Genomic DNA, 26,665 nt, shown 5'->3' with positions numbered 1-26,665 from the left:
GGCGGTTTCCGTCAGTTCCAATCGTGGCGAGCGGGGCGGATGCCGTTCAACAGCCAGTTGCCAAGCAGGTGATACTTCCAGCGCACCGGGTCATGTAGCGTATGAACGCGGGCGTTGCGCCAGTGGCGGTCGAAATTATGGCGGCTTTGCGTCGAACGGGTACCGCCTAACTCAAACAGGCGGTTAGTGGCTTCAATGGCAATTTCAGTGGTGAAGATCTTGGCACGAGCCACGGCCAGCGAGGCCTGAGCAACCTGATCTTCATTCGGCGAGTTTTTAAAGCGGTCTAGCGTTTTTCCGGCGCGTTCCAACAGGGCTTCAGCGGCGCTAATGCGGCTATCAAGGACGCCAACCTGATGAATAGTTAGCGGATCTTCGCTGGCTTTTTGTACCCCAGAATCAATCCACGGGCGCGCCTGTTGCTGCACAAAGCTGATGGTATCGTTGAGCGCTGCACGGGCAATGCCAACATCGATAGCGGCAGTGGTTAACTGAGCAAAGGGACCAGCCAGCGTTGGGCTTTCGTATGAGCGATAGGTGGGGAAGACGTTAAACGCCGGAACCTGTAGCGCATCGGCAATGACCGTACCGCTGGAGGTGGTGCGCTGACCGAGACAGTCCCAGTCATCGATGATAAACAATCCCGGCGTATTGCGTGGTGCAAATGCCAGATTGGCGCGACCTTGGCTGTCGAGCGCCAAAATGCCAATCCAATGAGAATAAAGCGAGCCGGTGCAATACCCTTTGCGTCCATCAATGCGATAGCCCGCTTCTCCAGAGGCCAGAGTTTGTGCGACCAACTGTGTGCTGACATCCTGCACATTTTTGCCGCCAGTTTCTGACAGTGCGTTGGCAAAACGGTGGCCTTGCAGCGCTAAATCGAAAAAGAAGCGTTTCTGCTCGTCGCTTCCTTGCAGGCGAATATCTTCCAGCAGGCAGTAATGATTTTGCGGGATTTGCCCCAGCGAAGGGTCAGCCGCAGACACGATAGCAATCACTTCTGCCAAGGTGGCCCAGGAAACATCTGCTCCACCCCAGGTTTTCGGAATGGTTATTCCCCACAGACCGCTATTGGAAAACGCATCAACCACGTCGGCTGGCACTGAGCGGGTTTTGTCTCGCGTGGATGCACCTTCCTGCAATAGCGCGGCGATGCGATGCGCGACGGTAATCGCCTCTGCATCATCTTGAATAATATGGGCGTGAGGGGGATTGATGGCATAAAAAGCCGATTGCAGATTTTCTGACATATAACCGTTTCTCTCTTTATAAGATATTTTAATTTCCTATTGATATATGTCAGGTTTGCAGAAAGTGTGCCAATTCAGGCAGTTTATTTTGTCGATTTAAATCAATGAATTAGTGTTTTTTAATAAAAGGATGTGCTGCAAAAGCAACAAGTTATGAACAGCTTCTGTTGCCTTTGCAGCAATTAATGACATTTAACTTGGGGGGCCGCATCTCTTATTTGAGTAAACGATCGAGCTGGTTAATGTCGGTATTGTTATGCAGGTGCGGGACTGTCCAGCCATCAAGGTCATAATCGGCCAGACAGCGGTCAACCAATGCCATCATGTTTTTCATGTTGCCCGAACCTTGAGCATGGCGCAGACATTGCAGGCGAACTTCATCTTGGCTGCCTGCGTAGTTGATTTCATACAGTTCATGGCGGCCACCAAACTCGCTGCCTATCGCATCCCACATGAGCTTGAGGATTTTGATACGTTCTTCATGTTCCATACCGTTTGAACCGCGTACATAACGCGCCAGATAGCGGTCAATTTCCGGGTTTTTAAAATCACGCACGCTAGAAGGCAAATAGATCAAACTGCTCGTGACTGTGCTTTCAATAATGTTTTTGATCTTGCTGTAGGCCATTGGCGCCATGACGCGGTAGGTTTGCATCGCTTGCATATCAGGCAACCAGGCGCCATTTTTCCATGCAACAGATTCGGCCCACATCGCATCGCTGAGTGACCAGAATAGGTTACGCCAGGCGACGACTTCCCCTAGCGATGCTTGCACGCCGCGAAACTCCATCACGCCTGAACACTCGAGACTTTTTTGCAATAAGGCGGTGATGAAATCGAGTTTAACGGCCAGACGAACGCAGGCTTGCATCGGATAAATACGGGCAAATCCGGCTTCGATGCTCCAGCGGCGACAGCGGTCAAAATCACGATAAATCAGGACGTTTTCCCACGGGATGAGCACCTTATCCATCACCAGGATGGCATCGTTTTCATCAAAACGGCTAGAGAGCGGATAATCGAAGGGTGAGCCGGTTACCCCCGCAACCAGCTCGTAAGAGGCGCGAGAAATCAATTTGACGCCATCGGCATCCATCGGCGCAATAAACATGACGGCGAAGTTCGGGTCTTCCCCCATCACTTGCGCTGAACCAAAGCCGATAAAGTTGTAATGGGTTAACGCCGAGTTTGTGGCGACGACTTTTGCCCCGCTAACAATAATGCCCGCATCGGTCTCTTTCTCGACTTTGATATAGACATCTTTCACTTCATCGGCGGGTTTATGGCGATCGATAGGGGGATTAACGATGGCGTGATTGAAATAAAGCCCGGCTTCTTGAATGCGTTTATACCAATGGCGGGCATTATCTGCGTAGTCACCATAAAATTCGGGGTTCGCGCCGAGTGAACAGGCGAAGGCCGCTTTGTAATCGGGCGTGCGGCCCATCCAGCCGTAATTGATGCGTGACCAATCGGCAATAGCATCGCGCTGCTGGTGGATCTCTTGCGCCGAGCGGGCAAAACGGAAGGTACGATGAGTATAACCACCATTGCCGGTATCCGTGTTCCAGCACAGGCTATCGTGGGTGTCTGGCGCATGTAAGGCATCATAAAGCGTGGCAATCGACCCCGCCGCATTGCGAAAAGCCGGGTGGCGAGTGACATCTTTAACACGTTCGCCATAAATATAAATCTCGCGGCCATCTTGCAGGCTTTTTAAATATTCTTCACCTGTAAAAGGACGATGTGTTTCGGCACGATATTCTTCAGGTTTCATGTTCTACCTCAGAGGTTGTCATTGTGTGCTGCTCATCGGCCTAACTAACGGACGTATTAATTTGACCCGTTGATGGTTTGGTCTCTTTAAAACGCGCGGCTAGCGCTTCGGCAGAACGCGCCAGCAATGTGGTGTCGACGCCAACGGCAACAAAGAGTGCGCCTAAGTGCAGGTAGTGCTGTGCGACCTTTTCATTCGCCATTAAAATGCCCGGCGCTTTATTTGCCGCCAGTATTTTGGCGATGCAGTGTTCAATGGTTTCTTGCACCTGCGGATGGGTTGGATTTCCGGAAAAATCCATATCGGCGCTAAGATCTGCCGGGCCGATGAATACGCCATCAATACCTTCAACTTTGAGGATAGCATCGAGATTGGCGACGCCCAGACGGGTTTCAATTTGTACCAGCACACACATCTGCTCGTCTGATTCTTGCAGATAGTTCTCAACCCGGTTCCAGCGAGAGGCGCGCGCTAAGGCGCTGCCGACGCCTCGAATTCCTAAAGGTGGGTAGCGGCAAGCTTTAACGGCATTTGCTGCATCGTCAGCGGTTTGCACCATCGGTATTAAGAGCGTCTGGGCACCGGTATCAAGCAGTTGTTTAATAATGACCGCATCATTCCACGGTGGGCGAACCACCGGCTGGCTGTAATAGGGGGCAATAGCCTGCAACTGCGTGAGTATTGAACGTACATCGTTAGGCGCATGTTCGCCGTCAATCAGCAGCCAATCGAAGCCTGCTCCGGCTACTATTTCTGTGCTGTAGCTATTTGCTAATCCTAACCACAGGCCAATTTGCGGTTTTTTCTGCCGCAGCGCTTGTTTGAATTCATTAATAATCATGGTATTGCCCTCAAACGAAACGACAGCTAATGCTGCCCATCGTGCCGTAATCAACGTGGAAGGTATCGCCTTTACACGCGGCAACCGGGCGGGTAAATGAGCCGCCGAGAATAATTTGACCAGGTTCAAGTTGAACGTCATGCGGGGCCAGTTTGTTGGCAAGCCAGGCCACGCCGTTTGCCGGATGATTAAGGACAGCAGCGGCAACGCCGGACTCTTCGATAACCCCATTGCGGTACATGAGCGCGGCGATCCAACGCAAATCGAAGGCATCGATTTTGACCGGACGTCCGCCCATCACGACACCAGCATTGGCGGCATTGTCGGATATGGTGTCGAAGACTTTACGTGGCCGTTGGCTCTCGGGGTCAATGTTGTGGCAGCGGGCATCGATAATTTCCAGCGCAGGGATGACATAATCGGTGGCGTTATACACATCAAACAGCGTGCAGTTTGGGCCTCGCAGCGGTTTAGCTAATACAAATGCCAGTTCAACCTCGACGCGGGGAACGATAAAGCGTTCGATAGGAATATCGCTGCCTTCTTCGAAGAACATGTCATTGAGCAGGGCGCCATAATCAGGCTCATCGATTTGTGAACTGGCCTGCATGGCTTTGGACGTCAGCCCGATTTTATGGCCTTTTAATTCGCGACCTTCGGCGATTTTCGCCGCCACCCATTCACGTTGAATAGCGTAAGCATCTTCAATAGTCATCTCTGGATGGCGTAAGGATAACTGACGGATTTGTTCGCGGTTTTGCTCTGCCAGATGCAGTTCACGCGCCAGGCTATGGATGGTTTGGGGGTTTAACATCGTGCCTCTCCCGTTTCGTTGAGTTTTCAGCGAAATAACGCGTGGACATTATTTTGTTTGAAATTGAGTACCGGATGCAGCTCCTCTACCGCCATCGACAGCGCCAGATAACGCGTTGCCATCAGATCGGCGAAATGTAATTTAATGGTCTCGAATAGCGTGTTCATTAGCGGTTGCAACGCTTCGACCGTGCGGCCGTGGCCGATTTTTAATGTGATATGGACGAAGGCGTAATCGTTTTTTCCATCGGCCATTTGCCAGGTATCAATCCAGTGCACGCGGCTGCGAATGCCGGCAAGCGGGAAAATACCGCTATCGGCGAGCAGGGCGTTGACGTGTGAAAAGAGCGCGGGCAGCCGTGCTGGTTCACGAATGTTTTCGGTACATTCGACGATAAAATGGGGCATAGTCAGGCTCCTTAAGCGACGTCTGTTAGACATCTATTGGCCCACCGACGGGCTTTGTACCCATCGGTTTAGCTGTGGTGATTATCGAGGCGGGTCTGCTGCCCAGTTACAGCGTATTGCCGAGCTTAAATCCTTCTGTCGTGTCTTCTTTGCGGGTATAGGAGAAACCATCTGCGCCGATAGTAACGGCCATCTCGCTCGGGGCGTGACGCTCGATGACCGGCTGCGGATTGCCATCAAGATCCAGCACGTAAGACCCGTCGGTATACCAACTGGCCACTACTGGCGTGCCCCACCAATCGCGACGTTGGTTATCATGTACATCCCAACTGACGACCGGATTATCTGGGTCACCGGTGTAATAATCTTGCGTGTAAATTTCTACGCGGTGCCCATCGGGATCGCGCAAGTAGAGATAAAACGCATTTGAGACGCCGTGACGGCCAGGCCCGCGCTCGATAAGGTCTGATTTGCGTAATGCGCCTAACTTGTCGCAGATAGATAAGATGTTGTGTTTTTCATGGGTAGAGAAGGCAATATGGTGCATACGCGGGCCAGCGCCGCCGGTCATGGCGGTATCGTGCACGGTTTGTTTGCGGCGCACCCAAGCGGCATAAACCACGCCGTTTGCATCACGAATATCTTCCGTTACGCGAAAACCTAACCCTTGAATATATTCAACGGCGAGCGGCACGTCGGGGGTAATTTGATTGAAGTGATCCAGGCGAACCAATGCGCCCGGCGTGTAAAGGTCATAGCGCCAGGCTAGACGATCGACGTGCTGAACGTCATAGAAAAATTCATAAGGGAAACCGAGCGGGTCTTCAACGCGAACAGAATCCCCGATGCCTTTTGTAAAACCCGTCGCTCGCCGCTCAGTTCGACAGCCCAATGCCTTGAAATACGCTTCGGCTTTATCGACATCTTCCGGGCTGCGTACTCGATAAGAGAAAGCCGCAACAGCGGCTATCGGCCCTTTACGCAACACCAGATTGTGATGGATAAACTCTTCCAGAGTGCGCAGATAAATAGACCGTTCGTCCTCTTCGGTGACGGTCAGGCCCAGGATATCGACATAAAACTCTCGCGCAGCTTGCAGGTCTGTCACCTGTATTTCCATATAAGCACAGCGCAAAATGTCGGGTGCGGGTACCGAAGATGTTATGGTTTTCATCGCCATATTTATGTTCTCTCATGGTTAGCGCATTATGCGTGCATCACAACGACATCGGCTTTATTGCGCGTCGTTGCCCTGTGATATTGCGAGGTCTACTGCATCAACGGCCTCGACTAGATACCCCATTTAGGGATGGGATGATTGCCGAGCGAAATACAGACGTTTTTCATTTCGGCAAAGACTTCAAAACTGTATTCACCGCCTTCACGGCCGGTTCCAGAGGCTTTTACTCCGCCAAATGGCTGACGTAAGTCGCGGACATTTTGGGTATTCACAAACACCATACCGGCTTCGATACTGCGTGCGAGACGCAGCACTTTGCTGACATCTTGCGTCCATAGATAAGAGGCCAGGCCGTATTCGACGTCATTTGCCAAACGCAGTCCTTCTGCTTCATCTTTAAAAGGCAACAGGCAGGCGACGGGGCCAAAAATTTCTTCCTGGGCGATACGCATGCGGTTATCAACATCGGCCAGTACGGTTGGGCGCAAGAAGTTTCCCTGGTGTAGGCCTTCTGGTTTGTCCGGGCCGCCGGCCAGTAATGTGGCACCTTCTTCAATGCCTAACCGGATATAGCCCGAAACTTTTTCCCAATGCTGCTGGCTGATCAGTGCCCCTATCTGTGTGTTCGGATCGGTGGGATCTCCTACGCGCAGACGATTAGCGCGTTCGGCAAAACGCTTTACAAATTCTGGGTAGATGCTTTCTTGGATAAAAATGCGCGAACCGGCGGTACAGCGTTCGCCATTAATAGAGAAAATAGTGAATAGAGCGGCGTCGAGCGCACGTTCGATATCGGCATCTTCAAAGACTAAAACCGGAGATTTTCCGCCCAGCTCCATGGAGAATTTCTTCAGCCCGGCATTTTTAACGATGTTGCGACCGGTTGCCGTACCGCCGGTAAAGGAGACGGCGCGGACGTCTTTATGGCGTACCAAGGCATCGCCTGCGGTTGCGCCATAGCCTTGCACCACGTTTAAAACTCCGGCTGGAATACCGGCTTCTAGGGCTAATTCCCCTAATCGGTCGGCGCTTAGCGGCGACAACTCTGACATTTTAAGCACCGCGGTATTCCCTAAAGCCAGACAAGGTGCGGTTTTCCAGGTTGCGGTCATAAAAGGGACATTCCATGGCGAAACTAATGCACAGACGCCCACCGGCTGTATCAGCGTATAGTTGAGCATGCTGTCATCGACCGGGTAGGTGCGGCCGTTCATCTGCTGGCAGATTTCAGCGAAAAATTCGAAGTTATGGGATGCTCGAGGGATCAGCACATTTTTGGTCTGGTGGATCGGCAAACCGGTATCTGCGGTTTCGAGTTCGGCAATCTCCGGTACATTTTTATCAATAAGCTCACCAAGGCGGCGCATTAAGCGAGCGCGCTCTTTCATTGGCGTATTCGCCCACTTAGGAAAGGCATTTTTGGCGGCTTCTACCGCAAGGTGGATCTCTTTCTCGCTACCGGAGGCAACCTCTGCGAGAACCTCACCATTAGCTGGGTTCGTGGTGGTGAAGTAGTCAGGGCTTCCGACATTTTTGCCGTCTATCCAATGGTTAATTTTCTTCATTTCAGGCTCTCCTCGTAGTGTTGTTCGCTGACAACGTAGTTGGTCAATCGACCAACGCCTTCAATTTCGACGACCACTTCATCCCCGGGTTGGACGTCAGAAAGGCCTTTGGGTGTGCCGGTCGCAATCATGTCGCCAGGTTGCAGCGTCATAAATTCGCTCAAATAAGCGATAAGAAAGGGCACATCAAACACCATGTCGCGGGTGTTACCTGATTGGCGCAATTCGCCGTTAACGTAGGTTTTTAAAGACAGGTTTTGTGCATCAGGCACGGCGCTGCGTGCAATTACCTTGGGTAAGAGTGGCGTTAACGTATCGCGGCTTTTCACCCGTAAATTGGGACGATAGTAGTTTTCGAGATAGTCACGTACCGCGTAGTCATTGCACAGCGTATAGCCCTGGACATAATCGAGCGCCTGCTCGACGCTAACATTGCGCGCGGTTTTACCTATCACCACGACCAGCTCGGCTTCGTAGTGCATGTAATCAAGATTATCGGGACGAATACTGACGCTGTGATCCCCGGTAATGGTATTGGGTGATTTGAGGAAAATAAGCGGCTCTTCCGGGGCTTTAAAATCTAACTCGCTGGCGTGGTCGGCATAATTTAAACCCAGAGCAAAAAACGTTGGGTACCCGTCGGGTTGTTCTACTGGGTGAAGGCTATCGGTAAATTGATTGCTAAGATGCGTAAAACCTGGCGCTTTGATAACAACAGTATCGCCAGGGTGCACCAAGATACGTTGCTGCGGTGTGCCCAGTAAAATAATGTCGCCTGCTTGTAAGGTGGCAAAATCACTTAATGCGGCGATCAGTTCAAAGGCATCGCGCTGCAAATCGGCGACAGACCAAACCTGCTCAATAGTGCCGTTGACTTCGGTGGTGATCTCCAGCCCGCGAATGTCATCGATTGGCGTCAGTTCGCCAATAGGACAAAAGCCATCGCGACATTTGGCTTTAATCGCAGGGCGATAAAAACTGCTTTCTACCAAACTCAGCTCGTTAGCCAAAACATAACCCGCGATATATTGCCCGGCTTGAGATTGGCTGACCTTACGTGCTTTTTGCTTAATCACTACGCCAATAGTGGCCCCGATAAAAGTCTGATGGTCGGCTGGCAGGCTAATGACATCATGATTATTACGATGAGTATTGCGTGGCTTGATAAACCATATCGGCGTTTGAGGTGGCTTTACGTAAGGGGATTGCTGAAAGTCATCACTCCATTTTTCTATTTGCGAACGGTGATTTAGAGCAACGGCAAATATAGACCTTTTCATCACAACTCCTCACGTTACGGTTTCAGCTATAATTTAATTGTTATCATATTAATGAATTTATTTTTATGCTCGAATGGAACGAATATCAAGGGAATGTCATAAAAGTGTGATGCAGGTTTAATTATTGGTTTTATGTTATTTTATCTTTTATTTTTATGTGTTTAATTTTTATTTTGAGTAAGTGGAAATGTAGCGCCATGTTATTTTGTTTAATTAAATCAGTTTGTTAACATGTTTATGAAATTTAAAAATATTGCATTAATTTTTACTGTGGAGGTGTTAAAAGGGAACGAAGGTGATGGGATGGGTAGTAATTTAATGCGATTAAATCCATAAAGTAATTAATTCATGATTTTTCTATCATAATGATTTATGAGTAATATATTGTGAAAAATATTCTGATAATTTCCATTTTAAAATTAACGCTATTAAATTTCATTTCAACTGATTGGTATGTATTGAGGTTTTCATGATTTTTTAAATGAATGTCGTGATTACATAACGGAAGATTTTCACTAGGTAAGTATAAGATCCTATCCCATTAGTGCTATTTAATTTGTTCTGTTGAACCTGAGCAGTGCTCGAAATCCTCACGTACTGCGTGTACGTTCCGGTCTCTGTGTGCTCTCCGTGTCCAACATGCCTGCAACAATAACGCCTACTGGGATAGGTTCTAAATCTGAATATAGACGTGAACAGGAGAAGAGCATGAATAATGATAATTTACTGCCTCAAGTCAGAGCGTTCTTAAAGCGTGCACATGGTAATTTTGTTGAAGGCTTATCCGAAGTGGGAGGCGGAGAGGCTATTGACATAATCAATCCTGCCGATGGTTCTGTCGTGGGCATCGTCAACAGCGCCACGCAGCAGCAGGCTAACCTGGCGATGTTATCTGCCGAAAAAGCCCTGGGGGAATGGCGTAATATGCCAACCTTACAACGCGGTGCGTTATTACTGAAATTAGCCGATAAACTCGCACAAGAGCGTGAAGCATTGGCGCAAATAGAGAGTGTTTGCTCTGGCAAAACGCTCCAATTAGCCCGAATGCTGGAGGTTGAGCAGTCGATAGCCTTTCTACGTTATTTCGCCGGATGGGCAGGAAAAATCAATGGCGAGACGCTAGATGTTTCCCTGCCATCGTTCGCGGGAGAAAAATACACCGCTTTTACGCGTCGCCAGCCCGTAGGTGTCGTCGTCGGCATTATCCCGTGGAATTTCTCGATAATGATCGCCATTTGGAAGTTGGCGGCTGCATTAGTCTGTGGCTGTACCGTGGTCTTAAAACCCAGCGAATATACACCGCTAACGCTGTTGCGCGTTGCCGAACTCGCGACCGAGTGTGGTTTCCCTGCGGGCGTGATTAACGTTATCAACGGCCGGGGGGCCGGATTGGGGGCTTATCTTATTGAGCATCCGGCCTGCGCAAAAATAAGCTTCACAGGGTCGGTCGCTACCGGCCAACACATCAAAGAGTCTGCGACCAAAACCGGGAAAAAACTCACGTTGGAGCTTGGTGGCAAAAACGCCGCGCTTTTCTTTGATGATTTAAATGAAGATGAAATAGTGAACGGTATCATGGAAGCAGGTTATCTAAATCAGGGACAAATATGTGCCGCCGCTGAAAACATCTGGTTGCCTGCAAGTAAAATAGAAGCGGTGTTGGCGAAGCTAAAAGCACGTCTGGCGGCGGTGAAAATTGGTGACCCATTGGATGACGCGACTGAAATGGGGCCGATCGCCAACAAAGCGCAATATGACAAAATCCTTAATTTGATCGAGAAAGCGAAAGCCGATGGCGATGAAATTATTTATGGCGGTCAGTCGCTCGATAAGAAAGGCTATTTTGTGCAGCCGACGGCAATCCGCGCGGCTTCGTTTAACAGCCAGTTGCTAAGCGAGGAAACATTTGGGCCAGTATGTAGCTTTATTGCTTATCATGATGAAGAAGAGGCCTTACAGAAAATCAACGCTTCGCCTTTCGGTCTGTCTGCCAGCGTTTGGTCACATAACATAAGCAAAGCACTGCGGGTTAGTGAAAGGCTCGAGGCCGGCATGGTGTGGATTAACATGCATACCTTCCTTGACCCAGCGGTGCCTTTTGGCGGCATGAAAGGCTCAGGAATCGGGCGCGAGTTTGGTAGTGCATTTATTGAAGATTACACCGAGTTGAAATCAATCATGGTGCGCTACTAGGGGCTAGTGGTTAGGCGCCGGATGTTCAGGGCGCGTTGCCTCGTCTGACCCGCGCAGAACCAGACAAAATATTGACGATATTTTGAAAAGTATGATTATCAGAGGCTGAGTTAGTATTGGCTAGCAGGCCTCTGATACTGCAATATCTCCCTTTCAATTTTATCTTAATGCAACCTGTATATTATATAAATGTGATATTCATTCGGTTATTCCTTTGTCTTCTTTTTTCTCCGTTATTTCATATAGGATTAATATTAAATAAATTGAATTATGACGTTCTGTTTTCTTATTAAATACCAGCCAATTGTTCGTATATCCCATTTTATTACGATTTAAGTACATTCGTAATTGGTGCATTTACCTATTAAATCAATAACTCAATCAAAATGGTTTTATGATTAGAATCGCTGTGGGTATTATAAAAAAACAGGAGCAGTGCAATGAAAGCAAAACTATTAGCGAGTGGAATCGCTCTCGCCTTATTAACCCCACTGACCGCACTCGCGGTAAATAATACGCAAATGACTCAGGATAATGGTGCACCGGTTGGTGATAATCAGAATTCGCAGACCGCTGGTCCGAATGGTCCAACACTATTGCAAGATAGCCATCTTATTCAAAAGTTACAGCGCTTCGACCGTGAACGTATTCCAGAGCGCGTGGTACATGCGCGTGGTGTAGGCGCTTTTGGCGAGTTTAAGGCCGATAAAGATATCAGTAATCTCACCATTGCTAATGTCTTTAAGCCCGGTACGGTAACGCCACTTTTCTTAAGATTTTCAACGGTAATTCACTCTAACGGTTCGCCGGAAGAGTTGCGTGATCCGCATGGTTTTGCCATCAAGTTTTATACCGCACAAGGTAATTGGGATTTATTGGGCTTAGACGAGCCGGTGTTCTTTATTCGCGATGCGATGAAGTTCCCGGATATGATCCACTCTTTAAAACCATCGCCTGTTACCAACGTACAAGATCCTAATCGCTATTTTGATTTCTTTAGCCATCAGCCAGAAAGTACGCATATGTTGACGCGTATTTTCTCCTTCCGTGGCATCCCCGCGTCATATAGAAAAGTCGATGGTTATGGCGTTCACGCCTTTAAATTTATCAATGCTAAAGGTGACGTCACTTATGTGAAGTTCCACTTTAAGAGCCGTCAAGGTAATGAAGGTTACAATGTTGAACAGGCCAAAGTGGAACAAGGGAAAGATTTTAATAATCTGACCGACGATCTTTATAGCAATATTAAACAGGGCCACTTCCCAATATGGGATCTTTATATTCAAACCCTGACACCGGATCAATTAAATAACTTCCGTTATAACCCGCTGGATGACACCAAAGAGTGGCTGGGCGTACCAGAAACTAAAATTGGTACCCTGACGCTGAATAAAATACCGGAAAACTTCTTCCAGACGACTGAGTCCGCGGCCTTTGATCCTTCCAATCTGGTGCCAGGTATTGAACCTTCCGAAGATCGCATGTTGCAAGGCAGACTGTTCTCTTATGCTGATACCCATATGTATCGCTTAGGAGCGAACTATCAGCAACTGCCGATTAACCGTCCGCGTGTCGCGGTTAATAACTACAACCAGGATGGCAGTGGTAATCAGGGCGAGACCAAAGGTGATGTGAACTATCAACCGTCTGTTGAGCAGGGATCGGTCACCGACAATCCGGCTTATAAGGCGACCAGAACGCCACTCAGCGGTACGGTGCAGCAGGAGTTGATTACTAAAACTGATAACTTCGAGCAGGCCGGCGCTTATTACCATTCACTGACGCCACAACAGCAGGATGACCTGATTGAAGCCCTCGGTGGCGAGTTGCAGAAGGTGAAAAATGACAGCGTTCGTCAAACCATGCTCAGCCATTTCTACAAAGCCGATGCGACTTACGGTACTCGTCTGGCACAGCGTACCAAAGATGATGTTAACGCCATCAAAGTGTTGGCCGAGAAGCTAAAAGACTAATTTAACCGGAGACTGCCCGCGATAGCGGGCAGTAATGACATGCTAAAAAGAAAATTGATAATGCTCGCCACGATGCTGGTGGCATTATTGCTCAACCACTCAGTGTTAGCCGCGTTAAACCCTGCTCTTATTGATTCGGCGCGTAGCGGCGATCTGAGTACGATCGAGACGGCGCTAAAGCAGGGCGCTAATATTAATGACACCGATGACAACGGCTATAGCCTGCTAATACTGTCGATTTACCACAATCAGAATCATATTGCCGCTTATCTACTGGCTCACGGCGCGAACCCAAACCAGACAGATAATCATGGGCGCAGTGCATTAATGGGCGCGGCATTTAACGGCGATATCAAGGCTGCCCAGGTACTGCTACAAGACCCTCGGACCCAAATCAATCTACAAAATGATGTCGGCCAGACTGCCGCGATGTTCGCTGCACTCTTCGGGCATAAGGCCTTTTTACAGTTTCTAAGTGAAAAGGGCGCTGACCTACAGATTGCCGATAAAAAAGGGAATACAGCGGCCTCGCTGGCAGCGGCGCAAGGCAATCAGGATTTAGCCGATTGGATTTCAAGCCAGAAAAAAACGCCGAAATCTTGATGATTGATAATATAAAACCGCAGCTTGTTCCATTACAGGCTGTGGTGTTTTTTCTTTTTAAGCGGCTTTTCTACTTCCTCAGTTTCTTCCGCGCTGTCACTATCCTGCTGAATAATATGCAACGCACGTTCTTTGATCTTCTCAACCACATATTTAAAAGTGGCCAATTGCTCAGGAGAGACATCAAGTAGTAACTGTTTACGTGAGGCTTCGGCGTGTATATCCAATTCTTCGAGCAAGTGCTTTCCTTCCTCGGTAATTGTGACGCCTTTTGCTCGCTTGTCCCCTTCCATAATCGTTTTGGTAATTAACTGGTTTTTTTCCAGAAACGCTAATGCTCTCGAACAGGTTGAAACCTCACACTGAAGATAGTCGCATATTTGCGTCATATTGCAGTTGGCACCGAGCTCATCAATTGCACCCAGCGCCAGCCAATGCGGACGGTTAATTTTCGTATAAGTAATGTTTTTATTCATTGCCTCCTGCCAAAGGCGATTTGATATATCGAGATGAATACCGAGTCGCCATGCGGGAGTTTTGTTTTTACTCATAAGTTCTCCGAGTGTTGGGCTTTGCAGCTAAGGTAAAGTAACGTTTAGCCACATGCAATGTGAGCTGACCATTTCTCCCTTTTTGACGGCATAAAATAAAACTGTTGCAGCAACCAGAGCCTGATTTCCTCCATTTTTGGCAATTCGTGTTATCTACGCAAACCTTCCGCATATTCATTGTTTTTTTTCATCGCCTGAACTAAATTTATTTGCAAATGCAAATAAATTTAGTCTGATTAACTCAGTAACATCCAACATGGTTGTTGCGATGAATCTCTATTATCAAATTGAATTTATTGGTTAATTTTTTTGTGGCTTTCGAGGCCACTCCGGCCATGGATGCTGTTCATGAAGACACTTTTAACCATTAATTTTGCCACGTTGCTGATGTCGAGTCTGTTGATCGGCTCGCCTGCCAGGGCGGATAGCACATCGCCCGATCCGGCTTTACTAGCGCGCGGAGCTTATGTGGCTCAGGCGGCTGATTGCAACGCCTGTCATAAAGGGGCGTCAGCCGGTAGTCCTGATTACAGCGGCGGCGTGCCTATTGCAACGCCAATGGGGGAGATTATTGGCAGCAATATTACGCCATCAGTTGACTATGGAATCGGTAAATACAGCGAAGAAGATTTTAAAAAAGCGCTGACTCAGGGGATCCGGCGTGATGGTAAAAACTTATATCCAGCGATGCCTTATACCGCTTATCAAGGGATGACCAATGATGATATCCATGCCTTATTTGTTTGGCTCAAGTTTGGTGTTCAACCGGTAAATAAAGCGGCTCCAGAGACGCACCTTGGTTTCCCTTGGTCAATACGTCCAATGATGGGGATATGGAATTTATTTAATAACTATTTCCCCACGCCCGTGACCTCTCTTAAAGATGTTCAATTGCAGCGCGGTGATTATTTGGGGGAGGTGCTAGGCCACTGTTCCGCTTGTCATAGTCCACGTAATTTTATGATGGGGGAAAGTCGATCGGCTAGATTTTCCGGCGGGCAAGTCGGAGGTTGGGCTGTACCGAATATTACCAGCGATCCTATTAGTGGCGTAGGAGGTTGGAGTGACGCGCAACTCAAACAATATTTAAAAACGGGACATGTGGAAGGTCGAGGGATCGCCGCGAGTGGAATGGGAGAAGCGGTTGAAAATAGCCTTAGCTATTTGAACGATAGCGATATCGACGCGATTGTCACTTGGTTACGTCAGATCCCGGCAGTACGAGATCCGGAAGATCAACAACCTGCCTGGAGCTATGCAGGCGATCCAGCGCGTGCACAGCACTTGCCTGGCAAAGCATTATTTTTGAGCTCTTGTGCGGCCTGCCACCGTGATGCGGGCCAGGGCGCGAATAATGATAGCTTCCCTGCGCTAACCCATAACTCAACAACTGGAAATCATAACCCGAGCAATTTAGTTATGGTGATTTTAGATGGTGTCGATCGTCAGGGCAGGTTTGCCCCTGTTCATATGCCGGGATTACGCGACACATTAAGCGATGAGCAAATTGCGCAAGTCGCCAATTACGTCACAGCCAGTTTCGGTAATCCGCACGTTCAGGTCAGCGGAGATTTTGTCGCGCAGCAACGCCAAGGCGGAGCGAAACCGTTGTTATTACGTTTGATGCCTTGGGGCGGTGGAGCGGCGTTATTACTCGTCGTTCTCCTTGGGTGGCAAATAAGCCGTAAGCGTGCTGGCAAACCTCAATAATAGGGATATAGCGTATGAATTTTATACTTAATGGCAAACCGGTTTCCTTTGATGGTGAGCCTGATACCCCGCTGCTTTGGGTTATTCGTGAACATTTCAAATTAACCGGGACAAAATTTGGCTGCGGAATTGGGGCGTGTGGCGCTTGTACTTTACATGTTGATGACAAAGCGGTTCGCTCATGTAGCTACCCGTTAAAATTGGTAGAAAATCGAAGAGTGACCACCATTGAAGGTCTGGCACATGGTGCTTTCCATCCCGTCCAGCAAGCCTGGATTGATGAAGATGTACCACAATGTGGTTACTGCCAGTCAGGGATGATTATGAAGGTTTCAGCGGTGTTAGCTCAACGCCCTTTGCCTTCTGAACAACAGCTATATCGCCAGGTGACAAATCTGTGCCGTTGTGCGACTTACCACCGTATCAAGCTGGCATTGAAGCGTTTGCACCAGAATGCCCAAGAGTTGGAGGGTGAAAATGACCATCACCAGGCGTAATTTTTTGTTAGGTGCAGGCAGTCTTGCACTGTTAATCCCTTTAGGACCAACGCTCAAATCAGCAATGCTGTTACAGCAGGCACAATTGCCAGAAGGTAATCAGGAATTAAATGACTGGATCTGGGTTGGCCCAGATAATCAGGTGGTGATTGGTGTGTCACAATCTGAAGTTGGACAGGGGATCTATACCGGGCTGGCGGAAGTCGTTGCGGCGGAAATGGATGCTGATTGGGATAAGGTTGAGGTCCAGTTTGTCACTAACCGTGATGCTTATCGACAGGTTGCCGGTGGAGAGGATAAGGCACAATTTGTCGCCGCATCGACTTCCATGACCAATTTCTACCAGCGTACTCGCCTGGCTGGCGCTCAGGGGAGGGCATTCTTTCTTGCCGCCGGTGCCCGAGAGTTGGGCGTTGAGCCGAGCTATTGCCGAACAGAAAAAAGCTTCATTATTGATACTCTTTCTGGGCGAAAAGTCAGTTATTCAGAGGTTATTCATTGGGCATCAGATATCCCTCTAGAGATGGACCCACCTTTAAAAACGCCTGAGCAAGAGCATCAGAGCTTTATTGGTCAGCCATTGCGACGTGTGGATACACCGGCAAAGGTGAATGGTAAGGCGCTGTTTGGTATTGATGTTGATGTCCCTGATATGTTGGTGGGGGTGCCTTGGATGGTGCCTTCGCTCAATGGCAAAATTGTCAGGATCCTTAATGAAAGCCGCATCAGGGCGTTACCCGGCGTGGTCGATTTGGTACTGACGTGCCAGCTTTCAACACTCAATATGGTCAAGCTTGACCCTGATATGCCGTTGAATACGGTGATTGTGGTCGCAAACAGTTATTGGCAGGCAAAGAAAGCCGCCGATCTTTTGCAAGTGGAATACCAACACAGCACGAAAGATAGCTTTTCAACCGCGAGCATTAACAAACAAAGTAAGTTGGCGCTGCAATCGGGAGCAATGGTGGCTGCCACGGATCGTCACAATGCGCCAGAAATTATTAATGCGGCGCGAGATAGCAATAAATATTACCAAGCCAGTTACCGCTCTGGTTATGTGGTACACGCCACAATGGAGCCCTGCAATGGTACCGTTTTTGTTGAGAAAGATCGGATAACTGCCTGGGGACCTTTCCAGGGGCAAGATTTTGTTCGCATGTTGCTCAGCAAAATGTTTGGCATGACGGCTGAGCAAGTCGTTGTGAACACGACGTTTCTTGGAGGCAGTTTTGGGCGTAAATATACGCCTGATGCGGCATTGCATGCGGCTTTGGCCTCTAAAGCGACCGGGAAACCGGTAAAAGTTATCTATCCACGCGAGATAGATATTCAGCATGGCTATTATCGTACCGGCAGTAGCAGTCATTATCAGGCAGTGTTGGATGAGGAAGGGTATCCGCAGGCATTGTGGGCTCGGTATGCGGGGCAAGGTTTACATTGGCAGCTTCAGCGGGCCAGGGTCAAAAAGAATGGCGGTTGGGATGAGACCATTGTCGAGTGCGCTTACGATATGGATTATGACATTCCCGCTTTGCGTGTTGAAGAAAGCATCATCGATCAATATATCCCTCTGGCGTTTTTACGTGGTGTTGGCAGTGTTGCCAGTCTTTTTTTCCTCGAAAGTTTTATTAGTGAGCTTAGCTATAAAGCTGGAATAGATGAATTGGCCTATCGCCAGCGCCTGTTGAAAAACGCCCCAGAGATGCTCAGCGTTATGAATGAAACGGCCAAGCTTGCCAAGTGGGACTCACCCTTGCCCGATAACCATTTTCGTGGTTTAGCGGTCAATGTGTGGCTCGCCAGAGATAAAGTCTTTGTCTCTTATGTCGCGGCAGTGGTGGATATTGAAGTGATTGGTAATCGCTGGCGGGTGGCCCGCATATTTTGCGGTGTTGATTGCGGCAAGGTGATTAACCCATCTTTGGTGCGTGCGACTATCGAAGGTGGATTGGGTTTTGCTCTCAGCGGAGCGCTACACAGTGAAGTCACTTTTGAATATGGTGCGGTACAGCAAAGTAACTTCAATAATTACGGCATTATCAATCTTGAAGAGATGCCTGATATAGAAGTGCTATTAGTTGATAGTGAGCGGTCGCCGCAGGGGACTGGTGAGATTGCAACGGCGGTACTGGCGCCGGCACTGGCGAGTGCATTACACAAGGCCAGCGGGAAACTATGGCAATCTTTGCCTTTTTCAGCAGATATTACCGCCCCTAATGAAGTGTAAGCGCTTTAGTTGATCATGTTATGCGGCTATCAATTGAGTGCAGATAAGGTGTATCTGTTCTCGGTGGCCGCCTTTGGTTTTGTCGATGATTTATAGAGGTAAGGCTACGCGGGTTATTACGCCGCTAGAGGCCATTTTTATAAGAGACAATATCTGCTAACACTGACAAGGCAATTTCGGCGGGCGTTTTACTGCCAAGATCCAGACCAATAGGCGCATGTATCCTCGCCAATTCAGTTTCACTAAGACCGGCTACACGCGTAAGGCGTTCGAAACGCTTCTGACTATTATTCTTTGATCCCATTGCTCCGATATAAAAGGCCGGGGTATTTACCGCCTCCATCAGTGTTAAGTCATCCATACGCGCATCGTGTGTGAGGGCGACGATTGCGGTTCTGGCATGACATCCTTCCGTTTCTAAATAGGTGGCGGGAAGGCGGGTGATAAGGCGGACGTGCTTTGGCAATGTGTGGGCAAGTTTAGAAAATATCTCCTCCCGGGGTTCACAGACAATCACTTCAAAGCCCAGTGCATAGCCAAAGCTTATGCAGTACTCGGCAACGCTAGAATAGCCTGCGATAAATAAGCATGGCGCGGCGTCATGCCAAATAGTCACTTGCGGCGCGTCATATATAACGGCGGGGTGCCCGGTGGGCTCGCAGGGAGAGATATGTTGGCAGGCAGCAGGCAAGACGAGGGTTTTACAAACCGGCTGATATCCCATAAACGCACGGTGTAACTGTTCGAGATAGGCACTGGTATTACTCCCGGCTGGGAGATATTCAATCAAAATATCCAGCTTCCCGCCACATGGCAAACTGATATCTGGTTGCAAGCCATCTGCACCATAGCGCACGACCTGACTAGCCTCCCGCCAGTCTCCATTTTTGAGTTGGCTTAAAAAGCTTTCTTCAACACAGCCTCCCGATAGCGAACCGCACCACTCACCACGAGCATTTGCCACCATTAATGCACCAGGACTGCGAGGAGAGGAGCCCCATGTCTGCAAGACGGTACATAACCAGATTTCCTCGTGACGAGACCAGTTTAGTGCTTGTTCAATGATCTGAATATTTTGTGGAAGCGTTGATGTATTCATTTTTCGTTATTCACAAAAGAGGAATGAGAGGTCGCTGAAATAGAACATTAAAAAATCTATTTTATTTGCACTTGCAACTAAATTGATAAGATTAGTATTTGCAATTTCAAGTAAATTTGCAAGGTTAATATTTGCATATGCAATTAATTTTTATGCGTAAAGCCTGATTTCCCATCACTTCATGGGTTGGGGCTATGGGTCTACCCACCACTGAATCTCTCTATCAAACCTGATATTGGTCATGCGTTTATAGGTTTTTCTTGATTGGATTGATTCAGTGGTGTTCATACATAAATTCCCTATTGTTGAGTTGATATTTAATCGAACTGAGTTCCTTTTTGAATCAACTCAATTTGATGACCGTCAGGATCGACGATGAACGCAATAATTGTTTTTCCGTGTTTCATTGGCCCGGCTTCCCGTGTCACTTTATACCCCTGTTTTTTAACTAAAGCGCAGGTTGCTGCCGCATCATCAACTTCAATGGCCACATGGCCGAATGAATCACCTAATTCATAAGAGCCGACATCCCAGTTATGGGTTAATTCGATAGCCGCGGCTTCGCGTTCATCTTTATAACCGACAAAAGCCAAAGTGAAACGACCTTCTTCATATACAGATTTTCTTAATAGTTTCATGCCAAGCACATCGTGATAAAATTTAATTGCGGCATCTAAATCGGTAACTCGAAACATGGTATGTAAAATTCTCATGGTAAACTCCTCATCATAATTTTCTAATATCTATTGGTGTGAAAATTCATAGCGTTGAAATTCATGTTTTTTTAAAAATATAATTCATGTGGATTGTCTTAAATATCCGTCATAGATTTAAATGGTGTGAGGGTCAGCACGCATTATAAATAGAAGGTATGTTATTTTTAATAACCCACGATATTTTATTAACTGATTAATTTGTTAGTGGTGTTTCATGGGTTTTATCGTAAGAGATCCATGTGATGTAATTATTCAATTACTTTCTAAGCAAGATGGTATTAATAAGTGTGTAACCCATGTAATGAAGCTTACTTGAACTGGTTATTTTCAAAAAGTGAATTGTTTTCAATCATTTTGTTTACTAAATGGAATGGGGGGTACTTACGTTCATCACATCAACCGGTGGGTTATACATGTTTTATGCGGTTTTCTGCATGGATATTATTTTAATTAAAACCCTTTATCTTATTGTTTTTACCGAAAGGTATAGTATTTGCTAGTAATACCGCATTAGCGAGCAGATGAATAGCGGATAAGTCACAGAGAGGTAAGGCGGGAAAACCGCCTTACCTATTACGCATTAAGCTTTGTCAGAGAACAACTGAGTAAGCTTGCCATCTTCTTCAGTTAATTTTTTGAGTTTTTTGCTTTTTACGCTATCGAGTTTACCCAATTGATCTAACGTCGGTGATTTGGCATCCGCGGTGGCGTGTTGCGAGCCATCGGCTGCGGTGAGTGCTTGCGCGGCTTCAGACAAGTAGGCGGCGTAACCGGCTTCGGTTTTCAGCGCATCACCTTTAACCGGTGCATGAGTCCGTAACCAGCTGCCAAGGTAGAATTCGAGGAATGGCGGCGCATCATCCATTTTTTTATAGGCAGCACCACGCAAGAAATACACCACGGAACGATAGTCATCATTCGGCATGTACTTCATTCCCACCTGCTTTGGCAGATCCTCTGGCTTGACGATGTTGCCTTGAGGATCGCTCAACCAAGCCAGGTTTTTCTGTTGCATGGTATCCCAGAAAGCCTGCATGCTTGGCAGCTTGCTGAAATCATCGGTGATCCGCACATAATATGGGAAATCTTTATCGCCGCTGAAATCACGGAACACGCTAATGGTATGATGCCCGTCGGTCAGATACACCTGATGATCCGGTGCTAATACGGCGCTTTTCACTTCCGCTAGCTGGCTACCAAAGGCATCTGCGCACTGAAAACTTTTCGCCACGGTAATATCAGATTTCGCATCAAAACTGGTGACTTTCCCTGCGCCATTGTTCTTACAAAATTCATTAAAGAGCTTTTTGCGGTCTTGTTTAAGCTCCGCAATTTTCAGTTTAACTTCGTCGTAGCCAATGGCTGGCTGAGTAGGATGGATCTGTGAGACGGGCAACTGCTTAACGTAATCTGCGTGAGCCATGCTGCTGTTAAACGCCAACACACCCGACAGCAGCGCTAGCGCCGCATTAAAACCTGAATACTTCATCTATGAATACCCCTTCTTATTGTGAAAATAGCTGGTATATCGCGCTGAAAATAAAACCTGTAGGTAGCGGAAAGATCTTCAGCACAGATAATAGCCTTTCGAGCACAATTAGTTAACGGGTAACGGGAAGGGGACCCCGATATACCGCTGTGATACTCGCTATCGGGTTCTCCGGTATTTCAGAGGTAATGATGCAGGAACGCGATGCCTTCATCTAATGCAGGCTGGCCGCCTGGGTGGTTAGCGGTATCTTTATAAAACTGGATAAAGCCATGTTGCTGCTTTGCAAAGACGCTAACTTTCGCTTGTACTCCAGCATCTTGTAGGGCCTGAACATAGTCTTTACAGCCATCGGAAAGGGGATCATAACTGCCGACTGAAATCAGCGTAGGCGGCATTTGCGGTAAATCACCGTGAAATAATGAGAGTAACGGGCTGTTTACGTCCATTCCCGACGGGACATAACACGCGGTGACCCGTTTCATCACCTCTTTTGTCGGGAAATAAGTCTGACCGTACTGCTCAAAAGAGTTGGTTGTGATATCAAAATTCGCTGCCGGATACATTAACCACTGGGCACGAATATTGGGACCTTGGCGCTGTTTAGTCAGCATACTTACGACCGCCGCAATATTGCCGCCAGCGCTGTCACCAGAGATCACGAGACGATTTTTATCCGCGCCAAGCTGTTCTGCATTGTTATCCAACCATTGCAGCGCGCCATATACATCTTCAATACCACGCGGGGCAGGATGTTCCGGTGCCAGCCGGTATTCTATCGCGAGAACCACAGCATGAACGCCATTGGCCAGACCGCGAGCCAGAACATCGTGGGTATCGAGATCGCCAGAGACCCAACCGCCACCGTGTACAAAAAGCACAATGGGTAGTTTTTCCTGATTACTGTCTCTGGTAGGAGTATAGAGGCGTGCTGGCAAGCTATAGCCGCAGGGTAGCTCAATAAAAAATGTTTCTACGTTGCTTACCAAATCTGGCTGGCCGGCGGCCGGGATCATGGCTCGGTATTCACTACGCATCTGCTGTGCAAATGCATGGAGCGTTGTATCGATTGGCTCAGACATAATATTCTCAATAGTTAGCGATAAAAATGGGATAGAGGCAGCGGAAGTGCTGCCCCTAGGTTTGCGTAACTAGAGCGTCTACTTAATGCCGACCTTGAACTTATTCTCGTCACCGCTGCGGTGCTGAATGATCCATTCACCACTAACGCGGAATGATGCCGCTGATGCGTAGGTATCTTCCATAAATTGGAAATACACGATTTTCCCATCGCTAACCTGGGCTTTAATTGAAAACGGTGAGGTAAATGAATGGCCTAATGTCACGGATGTATAGGTAAACTGTCCGAATACGGCCACGATATCTTTTTCTGACAATATATCGCTAATCGTAAAGTCATCGACATTCCAATAGGTGCCAACATTGGAAAAGGTATCGATATAAACTTGCCGACCTTTTGATGTTCCCGCCCAGGGTTCAATTTGTTTTAATTCTTTATTTTCAAAATTTAAAGAGGTGTAGGTTGCATTCTCATCGACCAGTTGAGTCGCTGCATAGGCAACGTTTTCTTTGGCCGTATTCAGCAGAAATGCATACACCACATCTTTAGGATTTTTTGTAGCAACTGCATTTTCTATGAGTTTTTTTGTATCCGTCATGATTAGTCCTTCCGTATTAATCCATCTATTACGCCATCAATGACAATGTGATGAATGCTCGACGCAATCTCACATTTCTATGCACGGTTATGCCTTAATTCAACGAGTTTCTTGACGTCAATGCTATCCAACCCGTTCCTGCATTATCGTCCCATTGAATTGGCTATTTTTATGATAGTAGATTTAATTTACGGTTGTCGTTCTATTTTTGTGACATATTGAGCGATGAAACGAGACAATTGTTATGTTCTATTATGTAAGTACTGCGCTATTGCTATGGCATGAAAATGTGGCGAAATCCTATATTTATGGCGATAGTATTGTGCTTAAGTTCTGTGGTGGTGATAGCCACAAAATTTTTATAAACCGATATTATGGATGGGGAAGAGATGGAAGCTTATAAAGATGCTTTTAGGAATTACTTTAATTGGCAAGGAAGAACCCGCAGAGCGGGCTACTGGTTTTTCTTATTGATCAATCTTATCGTGGTCGGGTTACTGCGTATCCTTGACCGCTGGGTAGCCGTAAAATATCTGGGATTCTCCACCGAAGAAGCGCACGAGGCTGGGATTTATACCTTTAGCGTGCTGTACTCATTGCTGGTCGCTATCCCGGGTATTACGCTGAGCATCAGACGACTCCACGATACCGATCGTAGCGGCTGGTGGTTGTTACTCAACTTTATTCCCGTGATTGGTTCGCTGATTCTTTTGGTATTTTACTGTCAAAGCAGCAAGCCGGATAACCGATTTGGTGCCGCGCCTTATCCTCAACTGACGACCAGACCGAGTTAAGCGCTATAGAGCCTCGGCGTTATCGGAATGACAGTGTATTAAAGAATATAAAGAAGCCGCAATGAGCGGCTTCAGATTGTAACAACGTTGTCTTTTATATCGAGATACGCGGGATTAGTAATCCTAGGGGCGCTCCGGCGAGCTCGCTACGACCCCAACGGTTTACTTTCCCTAATAACCGGCTTTTCAGTAGCCTGAAACAGCTAATTCATTAAGACAGCCAATCCTATTACGCTTGTACTTCATCGTTCACATAGAGCGACCTGCGCAGCATTTCCAGACGTTCCCACAGCACAAAGGCGATCACTTCCTTCACCCATTTATCACTAAGCATCAGCAGCGCATAATTGAGCGCGAAGCACTGATCGCAAAGTTCAGCCGGCTCAAGTTCCACATCATCAAACAGGCCATCGTTGGCTGGCAGTGTAGCGGATTGATGATACTCAGGGATTGGTAAATTCAGCGCGGCTTGCAAGGCTTTCAAATGAGTTTCCATCATCAGGCACAGCGTATGTTGCGCATGATGATTCTGCGGGCCGATCAGTGCGTGTGCTAATAAGCGACAACTATCGCACAGCGACCAAGAGTCTGGTGGTGATTGGGGGATAAGTTGTTTTTTATCCATGGTCCACCTCGTTAAAGGCGAGGTGGATGCAGAAAATAGAGTGGATTATGTTTAGAGTCGTAGCCATCTGGCAGCCTCCAGTAGTTTACGTACAACGTTACCACCGGAGTTCCTACGCTCTTGGGTGGCAACCCAGGCGGGGGTAGGAATATCGGTTCTACTGGATACCGACCAGCCCGAAGGCTGCCCCGCCTGAGTCACCATTGACACAATACAAAATCACTTTGCAATGGATGAGTCAAAGCGACGGCACGCGCAACGAGCGGTGCCGCCAGTAGATTTCCGGGTTCCTACGCCCGGCTGCGGATTTTGCCGCAGCGGCGCGAATATACCGCATTCGTTAGGGATTGACCAAATGTTGGGGAGTATTTAGCGAGATTTCCCGCTCGCCTTCTTACGACCTTTCGCTTCCGCCATCGCTAACTCCCGCGCATCTAGCACATAGTCTGTGGAATTAACCAATCGTTCTACTGTCAGGTCGATAAAAGCCCGAACCCGCGATGGTTGTGCGGCGCGGCTGCCGTAATAAACATGCACGCTCATATGATCGGTGGCGTGTTGTGTAAGAAGCGGCACGAGTTTTCCTGAACGAATCGGAGCCGCTGCCGATAGCCCAGAAAGCAAGCCGATAACATGGCCTGATAGCACCGCCTGCGTTTCAAGTTGTGCATCGTTGCTTGCAAAGGCGGGATGCACATTGATGGAAACCACTTCACCCTCCACTTTGAACAGCCAAGGCAGCACGCGGCCGCTACCTGGGTGGCGGAAGGTGCTGCACCGATGTGAGGCCAATTGTTCGATTGAATTTGGTGCGCCGTATTTGGCGATATAGGCCGGGGATGCGCAGGCGATCAGCTGCATGGCGAACAGGCGGCGAACCGAGAGATCGTCATCCGGCGGCAGGCCAATACGAAAGCCAACATCGGCGCGATCTTGTACCCAGCTACCGATACGATCGTCGAGTTTGACGTCCGGTTCAACCTCCGGGTGGCGCTGGCAGAACTCATCAAGTAATGGCCACAGCACCGGCAAAAATGAGTACTTCGGGGCGACAATCCGCAGCGGTCCGGCAATAGCATCTTTAACATTACGCACTCGATCTCCAGCGCGTGTCAGTGCCGCTAATGCCGGTTGGGCCGCTTCGAGGAACTGTTGTCCTTCGGTGGTTAGTGCCAGGCTGCGCGTCGTTCGGTGCAATAGGCGCACGCCCAGATGTGCTTCAAGCGCGGCAAGCGACTGGCTGGCGGCCTGCGGGCTGACGCCTTGGGCGGCAGCCGCACGACGAATACTGCCGAGTTCGATAGCGTTGATGAAGGTTTCGATAGCACGAAGATCGCTAATAGGCATAGATATTCCTCTTAAATATTCGCCGTCAGTATCAATCTCACCTTGTTA

General features: G+C 48.1%; 24 protein-coding genes. 7 read left to right on the top strand and 17 right to left on the bottom strand.

All coding sequences use genetic code 11. From position 1 onward, the window contains the following. Positions 1-11: 11 nt before the first annotated feature. The 8 genes from ACL9RG_RS13845 to ACL9RG_RS13810 all read right to left on the bottom strand — a co-directional run bounded on the left by ACL9RG_RS13845 (position 12) and on the right by ACL9RG_RS13810 (position 9,114). Complete coding sequence (locus tag ACL9RG_RS13845) at positions 12-1,250, bottom strand: SfnB family sulfur acquisition oxidoreductase (protein WP_422793194.1); 1,239 nt, start codon at positions 1,248-1,250, stop codon at positions 12-14. 214 nt (positions 1,251-1,464) lie between these two features. After that, positions 1,465-3,027 (bottom strand): 4-hydroxyphenylacetate 3-monooxygenase, oxygenase component, encoded by a 1,563-nt coding sequence (gene hpaB, locus ACL9RG_RS13840; RefSeq protein WP_422793193.1) that lies wholly within the window; start codon positions 3,025-3,027, stop codon positions 1,465-1,467. 40 nt (positions 3,028-3,067) lie between these two features. Next, positions 3,068-3,868: a 4-hydroxy-2-oxoheptanedioate aldolase gene (gene hpaI / locus ACL9RG_RS13835; protein WP_422793192.1), complete on the bottom strand. Its 801-nt coding sequence runs from the start codon at positions 3,866-3,868 to the stop codon at positions 3,068-3,070. A 10-nt stretch (positions 3,869-3,878) separates the two neighbouring features. Beyond that, entirely contained in the window at positions 3,879-4,682 is an 804-nt protein-coding gene (hpaH, locus tag ACL9RG_RS13830; RefSeq protein ID WP_422793191.1) for a 2-oxo-hept-4-ene-1,7-dioate hydratase, read from the bottom strand. A gap of 26 nt (positions 4,683-4,708) precedes the next feature. Beyond that, a complete protein-coding gene (locus ACL9RG_RS13825) occupies positions 4,709-5,089 on the bottom strand; it encodes a 5-carboxymethyl-2-hydroxymuconate Delta-isomerase (protein ID WP_422793190.1) in 381 nt (126 codons plus the stop codon). 106 nt (positions 5,090-5,195) lie between these two features. Beyond that, on the bottom strand, positions 5,196-6,263 hold the full coding sequence (gene hpaD, locus ACL9RG_RS13820; protein ID WP_422793242.1) for a 3,4-dihydroxyphenylacetate 2,3-dioxygenase: 1,068 nt from the start codon (positions 6,261-6,263) through the stop codon (positions 5,196-5,198). 116 nt (positions 6,264-6,379) lie between these two features. Next, positions 6,380-7,834 (bottom strand): 5-carboxymethyl-2-hydroxymuconate semialdehyde dehydrogenase, encoded by a 1,455-nt coding sequence (hpaE, locus tag ACL9RG_RS13815; protein WP_422793189.1) that lies wholly within the window; start codon positions 7,832-7,834, stop codon positions 6,380-6,382. Beyond that, positions 7,831-9,114, bottom strand: coding sequence for a fumarylacetoacetate hydrolase family protein (locus ACL9RG_RS13810; RefSeq protein ID WP_422793188.1), 1,284 nt, complete (start codon positions 9,112-9,114; stop codon positions 7,831-7,833). The genes hpaE and ACL9RG_RS13810 overlap by 4 nt, the downstream gene beginning before the upstream one ends. 708 nt (positions 9,115-9,822) lie before the next feature. Here ACL9RG_RS13810 and ACL9RG_RS13805 point away from each other — a divergent pair. The 3 genes from ACL9RG_RS13805 (at position 9,823) to ACL9RG_RS13795 (ending at position 13,883) form a co-directional block, all read left to right on the top strand. After that, positions 9,823-11,307, top strand: coding sequence for an aldehyde dehydrogenase family protein (locus ACL9RG_RS13805; RefSeq protein WP_422793187.1), 1,485 nt, complete (start codon positions 9,823-9,825; stop codon positions 11,305-11,307). A 440-nt stretch (positions 11,308-11,747) separates the two neighbouring features. Further along, positions 11,748-13,280 carry a catalase gene (locus ACL9RG_RS13800; RefSeq protein WP_422793186.1) on the top strand — a complete coding sequence of 511 codons (1,533 nt, stop codon included), beginning with the start codon at positions 11,748-11,750 and terminating at the stop codon, positions 13,278-13,280. A gap of 39 nt (positions 13,281-13,319) precedes the next feature. Then, positions 13,320-13,883, top strand: a complete 564-nt coding sequence (locus ACL9RG_RS13795) for an ankyrin repeat domain-containing protein (protein WP_422793185.1) — start codon at positions 13,320-13,322, stop codon at positions 13,881-13,883. 32 nt (positions 13,884-13,915) lie between these two features. On the opposite strand, the gene ACL9RG_RS13790 is transcribed toward ACL9RG_RS13795, so the two are convergent. Continuing rightward, complete coding sequence (locus ACL9RG_RS13790; protein ID WP_422793184.1) at positions 13,916-14,434, bottom strand: MarR family winged helix-turn-helix transcriptional regulator; 519 nt, start codon at positions 14,432-14,434, stop codon at positions 13,916-13,918. A 348-nt stretch (positions 14,435-14,782) separates the two neighbouring features. On the opposite strand from ACL9RG_RS13790, the gene ACL9RG_RS13785 reads away from it, so the two are divergent. Genes ACL9RG_RS13785 through ACL9RG_RS13775 form a run of 3 tightly spaced genes read left to right on the top strand, consistent with a single transcriptional unit; the run spans position 14,783 to position 18,868 of the window. Further along, positions 14,783-16,144 carry a c-type cytochrome gene (locus ACL9RG_RS13785; RefSeq protein ID WP_422793183.1) on the top strand — a complete coding sequence of 454 codons (1,362 nt, stop codon included), beginning with the start codon at positions 14,783-14,785 and terminating at the stop codon, positions 16,142-16,144. A 14-nt stretch (positions 16,145-16,158) separates the two neighbouring features. Further along, on the top strand, positions 16,159-16,641 hold the full coding sequence (locus ACL9RG_RS13780; RefSeq protein ID WP_422793182.1) for a (2Fe-2S)-binding protein: 483 nt from the start codon (positions 16,159-16,161) through the stop codon (positions 16,639-16,641). Continuing rightward, a complete protein-coding gene (locus ACL9RG_RS13775; RefSeq protein ID WP_422793181.1) occupies positions 16,622-18,868 on the top strand; it encodes a molybdopterin cofactor-binding domain-containing protein in 2,247 nt (748 codons plus the stop codon). Before ACL9RG_RS13780 ends, ACL9RG_RS13775 begins: the two co-directional genes overlap by 20 nt. A gap of 124 nt (positions 18,869-18,992) precedes the next feature. Here the strand turns inward: ACL9RG_RS13775 and ACL9RG_RS13770 are convergent, their stop codons facing one another. The 5 genes from ACL9RG_RS13770 to ACL9RG_RS13750 all read right to left on the bottom strand — a co-directional run bounded on the left by ACL9RG_RS13770 (position 18,993) and on the right by ACL9RG_RS13750 (position 23,851). Beyond that, positions 18,993-19,967: an XdhC family protein gene (locus ACL9RG_RS13770; RefSeq protein ID WP_422793180.1), complete on the bottom strand. Its 975-nt coding sequence runs from the start codon at positions 19,965-19,967 to the stop codon at positions 18,993-18,995. Between the two features lie 317 nt (positions 19,968-20,284). Further along, the gene (gloA, locus tag ACL9RG_RS13765; protein ID WP_422793179.1) at positions 20,285-20,680 is read right to left on the bottom strand and encodes a lactoylglutathione lyase; all 396 of its coding nucleotides are present in this window, start codon (positions 20,678-20,680) and stop codon (positions 20,285-20,287) included. A gap of 583 nt (positions 20,681-21,263) precedes the next feature. Next, a complete protein-coding gene (locus tag ACL9RG_RS13760) occupies positions 21,264-22,172 on the bottom strand; it encodes a ParB/Srx family N-terminal domain-containing protein (protein ID WP_422793178.1) in 909 nt (302 codons plus the stop codon). A 179-nt stretch (positions 22,173-22,351) separates the two neighbouring features. After that, positions 22,352-23,254 carry an alpha/beta hydrolase gene (locus tag ACL9RG_RS13755; RefSeq protein ID WP_422793177.1) on the bottom strand — a complete coding sequence of 301 codons (903 nt, stop codon included), beginning with the start codon at positions 23,252-23,254 and terminating at the stop codon, positions 22,352-22,354. A 78-nt stretch (positions 23,255-23,332) separates the two neighbouring features. Continuing rightward, positions 23,333-23,851, bottom strand: a complete 519-nt coding sequence (locus ACL9RG_RS13750; RefSeq protein WP_422793176.1) for a nuclear transport factor 2 family protein — start codon at positions 23,849-23,851, stop codon at positions 23,333-23,335. A gap of 389 nt (positions 23,852-24,240) precedes the next feature. On the opposite strand from ACL9RG_RS13750, the gene ACL9RG_RS13745 reads away from it, so the two are divergent. Further along, positions 24,241-24,645, top strand: coding sequence for a DUF805 domain-containing protein (locus tag ACL9RG_RS13745; protein ID WP_422793175.1), 405 nt, complete (start codon positions 24,241-24,243; stop codon positions 24,643-24,645). A 229-nt stretch (positions 24,646-24,874) separates the two neighbouring features. Here the strand turns inward: ACL9RG_RS13745 and ACL9RG_RS13740 are convergent, their stop codons facing one another. From ACL9RG_RS13740 to ACL9RG_RS13730, 3 genes are all read right to left on the bottom strand, one after another. Further along, positions 24,875-25,270 (bottom strand): hypothetical protein, encoded by a 396-nt coding sequence (locus ACL9RG_RS13740; protein WP_422793174.1) that lies wholly within the window; start codon positions 25,268-25,270, stop codon positions 24,875-24,877. 51 nt (positions 25,271-25,321) lie between these two features. Next, on the bottom strand, positions 25,322-25,474 hold the full coding sequence (locus ACL9RG_RS13735) for an ash family protein (protein WP_422793241.1): 153 nt from the start codon (positions 25,472-25,474) through the stop codon (positions 25,322-25,324). Between the two features lie 165 nt (positions 25,475-25,639). Further along, positions 25,640-26,617, bottom strand: coding sequence for a LysR family transcriptional regulator (locus ACL9RG_RS13730; protein ID WP_422793173.1), 978 nt, complete (start codon positions 26,615-26,617; stop codon positions 25,640-25,642). Positions 26,618-26,665: the final 48 nt, after the last annotated feature.

Source organism: Rouxiella sp. Mn2063, from assembly GCF_049319665.1.
In the GTDB taxonomy this organism is placed as follows: domain Bacteria; phylum Pseudomonadota; class Gammaproteobacteria; order Enterobacterales; family Enterobacteriaceae; genus JBMOUD01.
Note: the sequence above shows the minus strand (reverse complement) of the source record. Positions and strands in the feature narration are given on the sequence as shown.

What these genes read in the sequence shown, in the direction of transcription:
- ACL9RG_RS13845 (WP_422793194.1), bottom strand. Translation starts at nt 1,250, where the DNA reads ATGTCAGAAAATCTGCAATCGGCTTTTTATGCCATCAATCCCCCTCAC.
- hpaB (WP_422793193.1), bottom strand. Translation starts at nt 3,027, where the DNA reads ATGAAACCTGAAGAATATCGTGCCGAAACACATCGTCCTTTTACAGGT.
- hpaI (WP_422793192.1), bottom strand. Translation starts at nt 3,868, where the DNA reads ATGATTATTAATGAATTCAAACAAGCGCTGCGGCAGAAAAAACCGCAA.
- hpaH (WP_422793191.1), bottom strand. Translation starts at nt 4,682, where the DNA reads ATGTTAAACCCCCAAACCATCCATAGCCTGGCGCGTGAACTGCATCTG.
- ACL9RG_RS13825 (WP_422793190.1), bottom strand. Translation starts at nt 5,089, where the DNA reads ATGCCCCATTTTATCGTCGAATGTACCGAAAACATTCGTGAACCAGCA.
- hpaD (WP_422793242.1), bottom strand. Translation starts at nt 6,263, where the DNA reads ATGAAAACCATAACATCTTCGGTACCCGCACCCGACATTTTGCGCTGT.
- hpaE (WP_422793189.1), bottom strand. Translation starts at nt 7,834, where the DNA reads ATGAAGAAAATTAACCATTGGATAGACGGCAAAAATGTCGGAAGCCCT.
- ACL9RG_RS13810 (WP_422793188.1), bottom strand. Translation starts at nt 9,114, where the DNA reads ATGAAAAGGTCTATATTTGCCGTTGCTCTAAATCACCGTTCGCAAATA.
- ACL9RG_RS13805 (WP_422793187.1), top strand. Translation starts at nt 9,823, where the DNA reads ATGAATAATGATAATTTACTGCCTCAAGTCAGAGCGTTCTTAAAGCGT.
- ACL9RG_RS13800 (WP_422793186.1), top strand. Translation starts at nt 11,748, where the DNA reads ATGAAAGCAAAACTATTAGCGAGTGGAATCGCTCTCGCCTTATTAACC.
- ACL9RG_RS13795 (WP_422793185.1), top strand. Translation starts at nt 13,320, where the DNA reads ATGCTAAAAAGAAAATTGATAATGCTCGCCACGATGCTGGTGGCATTA.
- ACL9RG_RS13790 (WP_422793184.1), bottom strand. Translation starts at nt 14,434, where the DNA reads ATGAGTAAAAACAAAACTCCCGCATGGCGACTCGGTATTCATCTCGAT.
- ACL9RG_RS13785 (WP_422793183.1), top strand. Translation starts at nt 14,783, where the DNA reads ATGAAGACACTTTTAACCATTAATTTTGCCACGTTGCTGATGTCGAGT.
- ACL9RG_RS13780 (WP_422793182.1), top strand. Translation starts at nt 16,159, where the DNA reads ATGAATTTTATACTTAATGGCAAACCGGTTTCCTTTGATGGTGAGCCT.
- ACL9RG_RS13775 (WP_422793181.1), top strand. Translation starts at nt 16,622, where the DNA reads ATGACCATCACCAGGCGTAATTTTTTGTTAGGTGCAGGCAGTCTTGCA.
- ACL9RG_RS13770 (WP_422793180.1), bottom strand. Translation starts at nt 19,967, where the DNA reads ATGAATACATCAACGCTTCCACAAAATATTCAGATCATTGAACAAGCA.
- gloA (WP_422793179.1), bottom strand. Translation starts at nt 20,680, where the DNA reads ATGAGAATTTTACATACCATGTTTCGAGTTACCGATTTAGATGCCGCA.
- ACL9RG_RS13760 (WP_422793178.1), bottom strand. Translation starts at nt 22,172, where the DNA reads ATGAAGTATTCAGGTTTTAATGCGGCGCTAGCGCTGCTGTCGGGTGTG.
- ACL9RG_RS13755 (WP_422793177.1), bottom strand. Translation starts at nt 23,254, where the DNA reads ATGTCTGAGCCAATCGATACAACGCTCCATGCATTTGCACAGCAGATG.
- ACL9RG_RS13750 (WP_422793176.1), bottom strand. Translation starts at nt 23,851, where the DNA reads ATGACGGATACAAAAAAACTCATAGAAAATGCAGTTGCTACAAAAAAT.
- ACL9RG_RS13745 (WP_422793175.1), top strand. Translation starts at nt 24,241, where the DNA reads ATGGAAGCTTATAAAGATGCTTTTAGGAATTACTTTAATTGGCAAGGA.
- ACL9RG_RS13740 (WP_422793174.1), bottom strand. Translation starts at nt 25,270, where the DNA reads ATGGATAAAAAACAACTTATCCCCCAATCACCACCAGACTCTTGGTCG.
- ACL9RG_RS13735 (WP_422793241.1), bottom strand. Translation starts at nt 25,474, where the DNA reads ATGGTGACTCAGGCGGGGCAGCCTTCGGGCTGGTCGGTATCCAGTAGA.
- ACL9RG_RS13730 (WP_422793173.1), bottom strand. Translation starts at nt 26,617, where the DNA reads ATGCCTATTAGCGATCTTCGTGCTATCGAAACCTTCATCAACGCTATC.